The 11833-nt window shown below is 72.8% G+C and carries 8 protein-coding genes; 4 read left to right on the top strand and 4 right to left on the bottom strand.

The window, feature by feature from the left end; all coding sequences use genetic code 11:
• Positions 1-4: 4 nt before the first annotated feature.
• From ABZ823_RS11920 to rsmH, 4 genes are all read right to left on the bottom strand, one after another.
• The gene (locus ABZ823_RS11920; protein WP_361657541.1) at positions 5-1534 is read right to left on the bottom strand and encodes a UDP-N-acetylmuramoyl-L-alanyl-D-glutamate--2,6-diaminopimelate ligase; all 1530 of its coding nucleotides are present in this window, start codon (positions 1532-1534) and stop codon (positions 5-7) included.
• A 171-nt stretch (positions 1535-1705) separates the two neighbouring features.
• On the bottom strand, positions 1706-3676 hold the full coding sequence (locus tag ABZ823_RS11915) for a penicillin-binding protein 2 (RefSeq protein WP_361657376.1): 1971 nt from the start codon (positions 3674-3676) through the stop codon (positions 1706-1708).
• 5 nt (positions 3677-3681) lie between these two features.
• Entirely contained in the window at positions 3682-4269 is a 588-nt protein-coding gene (locus ABZ823_RS11910; protein ID WP_361657373.1) for a septum formation initiator family protein, read from the bottom strand.
• A gap of 66 nt (positions 4270-4335) precedes the next feature.
• On the bottom strand, positions 4336-5292 hold the full coding sequence (gene rsmH, locus ABZ823_RS11905; RefSeq protein ID WP_361657370.1) for a 16S rRNA (cytosine(1402)-N(4))-methyltransferase RsmH: 957 nt from the start codon (positions 5290-5292) through the stop codon (positions 4336-4338).
• 441 nt (positions 5293-5733) lie between these two features.
• On the opposite strand from rsmH, the gene ABZ823_RS11900 reads away from it, so the two are divergent.
• From ABZ823_RS11900 to ABZ823_RS11885, 4 genes are all read left to right on the top strand, one after another.
• Positions 5734-6276, top strand: coding sequence for a carbonic anhydrase (locus tag ABZ823_RS11900; RefSeq protein ID WP_361657368.1), 543 nt, complete (start codon positions 5734-5736; stop codon positions 6274-6276).
• A 271-nt stretch (positions 6277-6547) separates the two neighbouring features.
• Entirely contained in the window at positions 6548-7573 is a 1026-nt protein-coding gene (locus tag ABZ823_RS11895; protein WP_361657365.1) for a MoxR family ATPase, read from the top strand.
• Entirely contained in the window at positions 7573-8931 is a 1359-nt protein-coding gene (locus tag ABZ823_RS11890; protein ID WP_361657362.1) for a DUF58 domain-containing protein, read from the top strand. Before ABZ823_RS11895 ends, ABZ823_RS11890 begins: the two co-directional genes overlap by 1 nt.
• Entirely contained in the window at positions 8928-11420 is a 2493-nt protein-coding gene (locus tag ABZ823_RS11885; RefSeq protein ID WP_361657359.1) for a DUF3488 and transglutaminase-like domain-containing protein, read from the top strand. The genes ABZ823_RS11890 and ABZ823_RS11885 overlap by 4 nt, the downstream gene beginning before the upstream one ends.
• The last annotated feature ends 413 nt before the right edge of the window (positions 11421-11833 follow it).

The raw sequence follows: 11833 nt of genomic DNA, 5'->3' as shown, positions 1-11833 counted from the left end.
AAGTTCATCCCTGGGTCTTCTGGATAGCTTCGCGAAGCACCTGGCGGTCGTCGAACGGACGGACCACCCCGGCGATGTCCTGGCCCTGCTCGTGGCCCTTGCCCGCGACCAGCACGGTGTCCCCGGGCCGCGCGCGCGCGACGGCGGCGGCGATGGCGGCGGCCCGGTCCTCGAAGACCTGCACCTCGCCGCGCTCGTGTGCGGGCACGGAGGCCGCGCCCTGGAGCATGGTGGCGAGGATCGCGAGGGGGTCCTCGGAGCGGGGGTTGTCGGAGGTCAGTACGGCCGTGTCCGCGAGCCGGGCGGCGGCGGCACCCATCGGGGCGCGCTTGGTGGTGTCCCGGTCGCCGCCGCAGCCGAGCACCACGTGCAGCCTCCCCTCGGTGACCTTGCGCAGGGCGCGCAGCACCGACTCGACGGCGTCGGTCTTGTGGGCGTAGTCCACGACCGCGAGGTAGGGCTGCCCGGCGTCCACGCGCTCCAGGCGCCCCGGGACGCCCGGCACGGCGGCGACGCCGTCGGCGGCGGTCTGCGGGTCCACACCGGCCTCGGCGAGGGCGACGATCGCGGCGAGGGTGTTGGCCACGTTGAAGGGACCGGCCAGCGGCGACTTCGCGGCGATCCGCTGCTCCTTGGGGCCGACCACCGTGAACGTGGCGTCCAGCGGGCCGATCCGCACCTCCTCGGCTCGCCAGTCGGCGTCCGGATGGCCCTCCGCGGAGAAGGTGACGACCGGGACGCCGGCCTCCTTCACCAGCCGACGGCCGTATTCGTCGTCGAGGTTCACCACACCGCGCCGACTGCGTTTCGCTGTGAACAGCTGTGCCTTGGCCCGGTAGTAGTCCTCCATGTCGGAGTGGAACTCCATGTGTTCCGGGCTGAGGTTGGTGAAGACGGCGATGTCGAAGACGCAACCGTCGACGCGGCCGAGGACCAGCGCGTGGCTGGAGACCTCCATGGCGACGGCCTCGACTCCGCGCTCGCGCATGACCGCGAACAGGGCCTGCAAGTCGGTTGCTTCGGGGGTGGTGCGCTCGGACTTGATGCGCTCGTCGCCGATGCGCATCTCGACGGTGCCGATCAGTCCGGTGGACCGGACCGTTCTCAGACCGCCCTCGACGAGGTACGCGGTCGTGGTCTTGCCGGAGGTGCCGGTGATGCCGATCTGGAGCAGGTCGCGGCCCGGGTGGCCGTAGATCGTGGCCGCCAGCTCGCCCATCCGGGCGCGCGGGTCGTCGGCCACCAGGACCGGCAGCCCGGTGGCGGCGGCCCGCTCGGCGCCCGTCGGGTCGGTCAGCACGGCGACCGCGCCGAGGCCGGCGGCCTGGGTGACGAAGTCGGCTCCGTGCAGGCGGGCCCCGGGCAGGGCGGCGTACAGGTCACCCGGGCGGATGGAGCGCGAGTCATGGGTGATGCCCGTGACCTCGACCGCGCCGACCGGGGCCTTCGGGGCGGTGACACCCGGCTGATCGGCGAGCTCCGCGAGGGGGACGGCGGAGACGTGAACCGGTCGCGGCGGTCCCGGGTATGTCACGGAAGCGGCCTTCTGGGTGGTTTGGGACTGATCAGCGTGTGGCACGGCGGTGAGCGTACCGGGCGTACCCGGGGTGGAGCGAAGTGAGGGCTGGGACGGGGTGTGGTTCCCGGGGTCGGGAGTGATCGTTGTCACGAGCTGGTTCCTGGTCGGTCTCTTCCGTGGTGCTGATCACGGGGTGAACGTGACGGGCAGGTTCGCGGCCTCGGCCCCGGTGGGCGGGACCTGGAGGGTCTTCAGGGCGAACTCCATGACCTGCTTGAAGATGGGACCGCAGATCTGGCCGCCGAAGTAGCTGCCCTTGGTGGCGTTCTGGATGGCGCAGTAGACGGTGACGCGGGGGCGGTCCGCGGGGGCGAACCCGGCGAAGGAGGACGTGTAACCGCGGTACTTGCCGGTGGCCGGATCCACGCGGTTGGCCGTACCCGTCTTGCCCGCGACCCGGTACCCCGGGATGCGCGCCTTGATGCCCGTGCCCTGCTCGTCGTCCACGACGGACTCCAGCATCTGGGCGAGAGTCTTCGCCGTCTTGGCGCTGACGACCCTGGTCTTCCCGGGTTTGGGGGCCGGGGTGAAGCGGCCGTCCGGGCCCTTGGTACCGCGCACCAGGGTCGGTTCGACGCGGACGCCGCCGTTGGCGATGGTCGAGTAGACGGAGGCGGCCTGTACCGCGTTGATCGATACGCCTTGGCCGAAAGGAATCGTGTACTGCTGCGAGGTCGACCACTTGCCGGGCGGCGCGAGGATGCCCTTCGTCTCGCCCGGGAACCCGAGTCCGGTGGAACCCCCGATGCCGAACCCGCGCAGATACGAGTAGAGGACCCGGTTGGCCGCCTCCTGGGTCTTGCCGAGCTGGCCGGCGGCCAGGATGGTGCCGATGTTGCTGGACTTGGCCAGCACGCCGTTGAGCGTGAGGTACCAGGTCGGGTGGTCGATGTCGTCCGCGAACAGCCGGTCGCCGCGGTGCAGCCGGTTGGGCACCGTGACGTGGGTCATGGGGGTGGCGGCGTTCTCCTGGAGCACGGCGGCCATCGTCATGACCTTGGCGGTGGAGCCGGGCTCGTACGCGTCCTGAAGGGCCGCGTTGCCGAGGGCCGCCGAACTGGCCTTGGAGAGGTCGTTCGGATCGAAGCCGGGCGAGTTCGCCATGGCCAGGATCTGGCCGGTGCGGGTGTCCTGCACCACCACGTAGCCGCGGTCCGCCTTGGACTTCTTCACCTGCTCGGTGATGGCGTTCTGGGCGGCCCACTGGATGTCGCGGTCGATGGTGAGCTCCACGTCGGTGCCGGCCACGGCGGGGGTCTCGGCGGAGCCCGCGGTCGGCACCAGCCGGCCGCCGGACTGGGCGTAGCGGATCTTGCCGTCCTTGCCGGCCAGCTCCTTGTTCAGCTGCTGTTCGATGCCGCCCCCGCCCTTGCCCTCGGCGTTGACCCAGCCCAGTATCCCGGCGGCGAGATCGCCGTTCGGGTAGACGCGCTTGCTGGTGGGCTCGGCCAGGACGCCGGCGAGCACGTTCACCGTGCTCCTGTCGGTGCCGGCCTTGGCCGCCAGCGTGTTCTTCAGGTCCTTGATCTGATTCCAGACCTGGGGGGTCTGGCGGTGGGCGAGGAGGACATAGCGGGTGTGCGGGGTCTTGAGCTTCCTGACGACCTCGGCGGTGTCCTGGCCGATGATCGGGGCGAGCAGCGCGGCGGCCTGCTCGGGGGCATCGGAGGTCTTGGTGGACTCCGGGGTGAAGAGCGTGGGGTCGGCGGTGATGTCATACGCGTCCACACTGGTCGCCAGCTCGACTCCGTTGTGATCGGTGATCTCGCCGCGTACGGCGGCCAGGGTGCGGCCCACATAACGGTTCTGGTCGGCCTTGGCGGCGTACGCGCTCGCGTCCACGGCCTGCACCTGGAGCAGCCGTACGACGAAGGCGAGCATCACGAGGGTCAGGGCGAGCCCGACCAGGCGCAGCCGGGGGCGGGGGCTGCCGAGCCGGATGCCGCGGGGCGCGGGGCCACGGGCCGGGGCCGGGCGGCGCGCGGGGCGGGCGCCGGGGCCGGGACGGGCGCCGGAGCCCGGACGGCGCCGGGCGTCGGGGCGCACGGGCCGGGCGGGGCCGGGCACGCGGCGGCGTGGCGGTTCCCTGTCGGACACTTCCGTCACCTGCCGGGGGTCGGGGAGGGGCGTGCGGGCGGGGTGGGGGGCGCGGTCGCGGAACGGGACGGCGCGGGAGTGCCCGGGGACGGCGGCGCCGGCGTACTCGGGGAGGAGGGCACCGTGGCGCTCGGGGACGGCTGCCCCGTGGCGACCGGATACGGGCTGAGCACCTCGGGCGGGTGCAGCGCCGCGGGACTCGCCGCGGGACTCGCCGCGGGCTCCTGGGCGGCGGCCGAGGGGACGCCCTTGACGGTGCCGTCGGGATTGAGGAACGCGGGGTCGCCGCCGGGGACCATGCCGAGTTCGCGAGCGCGGCGCTGGAGGGCGTCCGGGGCGGAGTAGGCGTCCACGTCCCGCTGGAGGGCCTGCTCCTCGTCGGTGAGGTTCTTGGTCTGCCTCTGGAGGTCGTCGAGCTTGAACGCGCCCTCGCTGAGCGCGGAGTTCAGCACGAGGAGTCCGATGAGCCCGCCGCCGAGCAGCAGGACGACGAGCAGCACGAACGGGGTACGGGCGGCGGCGCCGCCCCCGCCGACCGGGATGAGGCGCGCGAGCCGGGCGGCCCGTCCCTTGAGTTCGGGTGTCCTGCTCACACGGCCTCCCGCGCGCCCGGGCGTCCCGCGGCTGTTCCGTTCACTCGCCCACCCCTCTCGTCAGACTCACTCGGCGTCCTCGCGGATGCGCTCGGCGCCGCGCAGGCGCGCCGGCGCCGCCCGGCGGTTCTCGGCGACCTCCTCCTCGCTGGGAAGTTCGGCACCGCGTGTGAGGAGCTTGAGCCGGGGCTGGTGCTGTTCGGGGACGACCGGGAGCCCGGGGGGTGCGGTGTTCGCGGCGCCCGCCGCGAACACCTGCTTGACCAGGCGGTCTTCGAGGGAGTGGTAGGAGAGCACGGCGATCCGCCCGCCGACGGCGAGGGACTTCACGGCCGCGGGGATCGCCCTCTCCAGGACGGCGAGTTCGCCGTTGACCTCGATGCGCAGCGCCTGGAAGGTGCGCTTGGCGGGATTGCCACCGGTCCGCTTGGCCGCCTGCGGCAGCGCGTCCCGGATCAGCTCCACGAGCCGTGCGCTGGTGGTGAACGGCTCCTTCTCGCGTTCGCGCACGATCGCGGCCACGATCCGCTTGGCCTGCTTCTCCTCGCCGTACGCCCGCAGGATCCGCACGAGTTCGCCCGGCGGGTAGGTGTTGAGGACCTCGGCGGCGCTGACGCCCGTCGTCTGGTCCATGCGCATGTCGAGCGGGGCGTCCTGTGCGTACGCGAAGCCGCGCTCCGCCTCGTCGAGTTGCATGGAGGAGACACCGAGGTCGAAGAGAACTCCCTGGACGCGCGGGAGGCCCAGCCGGTCGAGCACCTCCGGGAGTTCGTCGTAGACGGCGTGCACCAGCGTGGCGCGCTCCCCGAAGGGGGCGAGCCGCTCCCCGGACAGGCGCAGCGCCTCCTTGTCGCGGTCCAGTGCCACGAGCCGCGCCTCGGGGAACCGGGTCAGCAGCGCCTCGCTGTGGCCGCCGAGCCCGAGGGTGCAGTCGACGACGACGGCCCCCGGCTCGGCGAGGGCCGGGGCCAGCATGTCCAGACACTGCCGGAGCATGACGGGCACGTGTCGACTCTTGCTCAAGGGGGCCTCTCAGATCCGGCGCGCCGGCCCGCACGGCCGGCCGCCCTGCCCCGGAACGACGCTGGGGAGGTCCCCCTGAAGAAGTGGCCCGCCGGCGCCGGAGGCGTCAGCCGACCGGGAGCGGGAGGAGGCCGAGCCGTACGTACGCGCCGCGCACGCGGGGAGAAACCGGTGCGCGTCCGGTGTCTCCTGGGTTGAACAGTCCGCGGGGAGAGCGTCTCGCCTCCCACTTCGCGTCACTTTAGTCCACCCTGTCTTGCGGTCAATCAACGGGCCTGCGCGTCGCCCGTCCGGCCCGCCACGGCGGGCGAGACGAGGACAGTCACCCGTCCGACAGAGGGCTCACCCTCTGTGTGGATTACGTCACAACAAGGGGGCATGACGGTCTTTGTCCACTCTCACAGCAGGCCTGTATCGGCGGTGACCAGTAACGTCATGGGTATGACGACTTCTGCATCCGTACCCGCCGGTCCCGAAGGCGCCATGGTGGGTACCGTCACCGATCGCCTCGTGGAGGCCAACCAGCGCTACGCCGCCGCGTTCACGGATCCCGGGATGGACGCCCGTCCCGTGCTCCAGGTCGCGGTGGTGGCCTGCATGGACGCCCGACTGGACCTGCACGCCGCGCTCGGTCTGGAGCTGGGCGACTGCCACACCATCCGCAACGCGGGCGGCGTCGTCACCGACGACGTGATCCGCTCCCTCACCATCAGCCAGCGGGCGCTGGGCACCCGCAGCGTCGTGCTGATCCACCACACCGGCTGCGGCCTGGAATCCCTGACCGAGGAGTTCCGGCACGAGCTGGAGATGGAGGTCGGCCAGCGGCCCGCCTGGGCGGTCGAGGCCTTCCGCGACGTCGACCAGGACGTCCGGCAGTCGATGCAGCGCGTGCGAACCTCTCCGTTCCTGCTCCACACCGACGACATACGAGGCTTCGTCTTCGACGTCAAGACGGGTCTGCTGCGGGAGGTCGACCCGGCGTAACGGCGCGTCCCGGCGTCCGCTTCGTCCCTTCACCACGCCGTTCACGAACACCCATTCGGGCAAGATTCTCCGCTCCAGTGGGCCAAAAAGGCCGTAAGGCCGACATATCGCAGCCAGTTATCCACAGCCGAGTGACACGAACCGGTAACGGCAACAACAATGCGGGGGTGGCGTCACGCGGAACTTGTCCCGCGTGGTGTCCGTGTTCGGGGTGGGCCGGTCCGCATCGCAGAGCGTCGGCCCGGAGAAAGTACGGGCCGAGGAGGGCCGGGTGACGACCTATGACGATCGAGCGAGCCTTACTGATCTGACCGCCACTGTGGAGCGCGTCCGCAGTTCGGTGGAAGGAGTGATCGAGGGCAAGCCCGAGGTCGTACGGCTTTCACTGACCGTGCTGCTCGCCGAGGGACATCTTCTGATCGAGGATGTCCCCGGCGTCGGCAAGACGATGCTCGCCAAGGCGCTGGCACGCTCCATCGACTGCTCGGTGCGGCGCATCCAGTTCACACCGGACCTGCTGCCCTCGGACATCACGGGCGTGTCCATCTGGGACCAGCAACGGCGGGACTTCGAGTTCAAGCCGGGCGCGATCTTCGCCCAGATCGTGATCGGCGACGAGATCAACCGCGCCTCCCCCAAGACCCAGTCGGCGCTGCTGGAGTCGTTGGAGGAGCGCCAGGTCACCATCGACGGCCAGACCTACGAGCTGCCCAGCCCCTTCATGGTGGTCGCCACCCAGAACCCGGTGGAGATGGAGGGCACCTATCCGCTGCCCGAGGCGCAGCGGGACCGCTTCATGGCCCGTGTCTCCATCGGCTACCCCAGCGCGGACGCCGAGCTCCAGATGCTCGACATCCACGGCGGGGTGAGCCCGCTGGACGACCTCCAGCCGGTGGCGCACGCGCACGAGATCGTGAAGCTGATCGAGGCCGTCCGGGGGGTCCACGTCGCCGAGGCGGTCCGGCGCTACGCGGTGGACCTGGTCGCCGCCACGCGCACGCACCCCGACCTCAGACTCGGCGCCTCGCCGCGCGCCACCCTGCACCTGCTGCGCGCGGCGAAGGCGTCCGCTGCCCTGTCCGGCCGGGAGTACGCCCTGCCGGACGACGTACAGGCCCTCGCCGTGGCGGTCCTGGCCCACCGTCTGCTGCCCACCGCGCAGGCCCAGCTGGGCCGCCGTACGGCGGAGCAGGTCGTCCAGGAGATCCTCCAGAGCACCCCGGTGCCCGCGGCACATCAGCAGTCCGGTCTCACCATGGGCCGGGGCTACGGCCAGCAGCCGCCCCGGGGGCTGTGATGACACACGGGGGGACGGCGCCCGGCGCCCGGGACGACCGGGGAGGGCTGCGCACCGCGCTCGCCGGGCTGACCACGCGCGGGCGGTCCTTCCTCGCCGCCGGGATCGCGGCCGCCATCTGTGCCTACGTCCTCGGACAGAGCGATCTGCTGCGGGTGGGCCTGCTGCTGGCGGTGCTGCCCCTGGTCTGCGCGACGGTGCTCCACCGCACGCGCTACCGGGTGGCCGGCAGCCGCCGCCTGTCCCCCGGGCGCGTTCCCGCCGGCTCCGAGGCCCGCGTCCATCTGCGGATGGACAACGTCTCACGGCTGCCCACCGGGCTGCTGATGCTCCAGGACCGGGTGCCCTACGTCCTCGGGCCGCGCCCCCGCTTCGTGCTGGACCGGGTGGAGCCGGGAGGCCGGCGAGAGGTGTCCTACCGCGTCCGCTCGGACCTGCGCGGCCGCTATCCGCTGGGCCCCCTCCAGCTGCGTCTGACCGATCCCTTCGGGATGTGCGAACTGACCCGGGCCTTCTCCACCTACGACACCCTGACGGTCGTCCCGCGCGTGGAGCCGCTGCCGCCCGTACGGCTCACGGGCGAGGCGAGGGGCTACGGCGACGGGCGCCAGCGCTCGCTGGCGCTGGCCGGAGAGGACGACGTGATCCCGCGCGGCTACCGCCGCGGCGACGATCTGCGCCGGGTGCACTGGCGCTCCACCGCGCGCTACGGCGAGCTGATGGTGCGCCGTGAGGAACAGCCCCAGCGGGCCAGGTGCACGGTGCTGCTCGACACCCGGGGCATGGCCTTCCAGGGCGCCGGCCCGGACTCGGCCTTCGAATGGGCGGTCTCGGGCGCCGCGTCCACGCTGGTGCACATGCTCGAACGGGGCTTCTCGATCAGGCTGTTGACGGACACGGGCAGCTCGGTGCCCGGCGAGGGAGCGGATGGGTTCGCCGGCGCGAGCCAGGAATCCGCGGACGCGGCCGGGCTGATGATGGACATGCTCGCCGTGATCGACCACTCGGACGGCACGGGCCTGTCCCGAGCCTACGACGTGCTGCGCGGCGGGAACGAGGGACTGCTGGTCGCCTTCTTCGGCGACCTTGACGAGGAGCAGGCCTCGGTGGCCGCCAAGATGAGCAGGCGCAGCGGCGGCGCGCTGGCGTTCCTGCTGGACAGCGCCACCTGGGGGCGCGAGCAGACCGATGTGCCGGGCCCCGTGGACCGCACCGGGGAACGGCTGCGGATGCTGCGTGAGGCGGGCTGGACGGCGCTGGCCGTGCCCCGGGGTGCGCCGCTCGCGGAGCTGTGGCGCGAGGCGGAGCGGCAGCGCACGGGCGTGGGCGCCGTGAGCGGCGCGGAGGGACGGTCATGAGCGGGCGGGCCCGGCTGGCACTGTGTGCCGCGGCGGCGACGCTGGCGGCGTCGTGCGCGCTGCTGCCCCTGGTGTCCCCGACGACCTGGCTCTTCCAGGCGGCGTTGCTGGTCGCGGTGCAGACCGGGGTCGGTGCACTGGCCCGGCGCGTGCCGCTGGCGCGTCCGCTGACCATCGCCTGCCAGGTGGTCGTCGGCCTGATGCTGCTCACGCTGACCTGCGCCCACGAGCAGTCCATCGCCGGCTTTCTGCCCGGCCCCGATGCCTTCCGCCACTTCGGCGAGTTGCTGCGGTCGGGCACGGAGGACGTGGGGCGGTATGCGATTCCCGCGCCGCTGACCCCCGGCATCCGGCTGATGATCCTCGGCGGGGTTCTGCTGATCGGGCTCCTGGTGGACGCGCTCGCGGTGACGTTCCGTGCGGCGGCGCCGGCCGGGCTCCCGCTGCTCGCGCTGTACTCGGTGGCCGCCGGGCTTTCCGACGGCGCCGCCGACTGGCTGTGGTTCCTCGTCGCCGCGAGCGGCTATCTGATGCTGCTGCTGGCCGAGGGGCGCGACCGGCTCTCCCAGTGGGGGCGTGTCTTCGCGGGCGCCGCCCGGGGCCGGGACCGGGACCCGGGCGGCGCGGTCGCCCCCGTGCGCACCGGACGGCGCATCGGCGCGGTCGCGCTGGGCGTCGCCCTGGTGGTGCCCCTGGCGCTGCCCTCCCTCAAGGGCGGCCTGCTGGACGGCGCCGGCGGCGGTGTCGGCGTGGGCCTCGGCGACGGCAACACGATCTCCGCGGTCAACCCCCTGGTCTCGCTGCGAGACAGCCTGAACGTGGACGAGGACCGCCAGGTCATGGCCTACCGCACCAACACGGACGACACCCAGGACATGTACCTGCGGATCGTCGCCCTGGACGACTTCGACGGCACGACCTGGCGGCCGGCCCAGCGGCACATCACCGGCGTGCCGGACACGCTCCCCACTCCGGCCGGGCTCGCGGGCGGTGTGCGGCGGACCGAGATCGAGACGAGGATCTCGGCGGCGGAGTGGTACGCACAGGACTGGCTGCCGATGCCGTACCCCGCGACCAGAGTGAAGATCAAGGGCAGCTGGCGCTACGAACCGGTGGGCCGCACACTCGTCGGCGACCACGGGCAGACCACGCGCGGCATCCAGTACGACGTCAAGAGCCTGATCGTGCAGCCGAGCGCGGAGCAGCTGGCCACGGCGGCGGAGCCCCCGGAGGCCCTGAAGCGCGAGTTCACGAAGGTGCCGGGGTCGCTGCCGGCGGTCGTGGCGCGGACGGCCCGCAGGGTGACCGCGGGGTCGTCCAACCACTACGAGCAGGCGGTCAAACTCCAGGACTACTTCGCGGTCGACGGCGGGTTCACGTACAACACCCGGGTGCGGGTCGGCAGCGGGCCGTCGGCCATCGCGCGGTTCCTGAGGGACAAGCAGGGCTTCTGCGTGCACTTCTCGTTCGCGATGGCCGCGATGGCCCGGACACTGGGGATTCCGGCCCGGGTCGCGGTGGGTTTCACCCCGGGCTCCCCGCAGGCGGACGGTTCCATGTCGGTGGGGCTGCGGGACGCGCACGCGTGGCCGGAGCTGTACTTCGAGGGCGTCGGCTGGACCCGCTTCGAGCCGACCCCGAACCGGGGCACGACACCCTCGTACACGCAGTCGAACACGCCCAGCGGGGAGAACCCGGTCGCGCCGCGGCCGTCGCTGTCGTCGACGGCCGCGCCGTCCACGGCCCCGTCGGCGAGCGAGAGTTGCTCGGCGACCATGCGGAAACTCGAGGCGTGCCCGGGTCAGTCCCCGGGTGCCCTGGCGGTCTCCGGCGACGACGGGCCGCCGTGGTATCGGATCCTGGCGTGGACGATGCTGGGGCTGGCCCTGGCGGCGGTGCCGCTGACGCCGATGCTGTGGCGGCTGCGGAGCCGGTCGGTGCGGCTGGCCTCCGCCCGGCACGCGTCGTCGGCCCTGCCGTTCGGCCGGAGCCGCCGACCGGACGAGCGGTACGCCGATGACATAGAGGTGACCGTCCTGCCGGGCCAGGCCTCTCCGGGCCCGGTGGCAGAGGCGGCCGTGGGGCACACCCTGGCCCTGTGGCGCGAGCTCATCGACACGGCGTGGGACTACGGCATGGTGCCGGACGACGCACTGACCCCGCGCGGGGCCGCCGAGCGGATCGTGCGCCTCGGCGCGCTGGACGAACCTGCCGCCACTGCCGTGCACCGCGTGGCCGGTGCCGTGGAACAGGTGCTCTTCGCCCGGGAGCCGCGCCCCGAGGCCGGTCTCGTCGACGACGTGCGCACGGTGCGGGCGGCACTGCGGTCCCAGGCCGACCTGCGGACCCGGGTACGTGCGGTCGTGGCACCGCGTTCGGCACTGCGGGTCGTATGGGCCCTCGGCGACCGCTGGACGGACCTCAGGGCCCGCTGGGCGACCCGCCGCCCGACGCTGCTACGGCGTCCTTCGGGCCAGCGGAGCGGCTGACACGGGCGCCCCAGCGGCGAAGGCCGCTGGGGCGACGGTAGGGCACCCCGCCGGGCGGGGCGCCTCGAGCGCGGGCCATCCCGCCGGGCGGAGCACCTCAAGCGGGGGCCGTCCCGCCGGGCCCAGCAGCTGAAACGAGGACCGTCCCGCCAGGCCCAGCGCCTCAAGCGGGGGCCATCCGCCGGGCCCAGCGGCTCAAGGGGCCGTCCCGCCGGGCCCAGCGCCTCAAGCGGGGGCCATCCGCCGGGCCCAGCGGCTCAAGGGGCCGTCCCGCCAGGCCCAGCGCCTCAAGCGGGGGCCATCCGCCGGGCCCAGCGGCTCAAGCGGGGGCCATCCGCCGGGCCCAGCGGCTCAAGGGGCCGTCCCGCCAGGCCCAGCGCCTCAAGCGGGGGCCATCCGCCGGGCCCAGCGGC

Origin of the sequence: Streptomyces sp. NPDC047079 (genome assembly GCF_040643755.1) — a bacterium.
Lineage (GTDB): Bacteria > Actinomycetota > Actinomycetes > Streptomycetales > Streptomycetaceae > Streptomyces.
The sequence above is the reverse complement of the archived record's forward strand: the minus strand, read 5'-3'. Positions and strand labels throughout refer to the sequence as shown.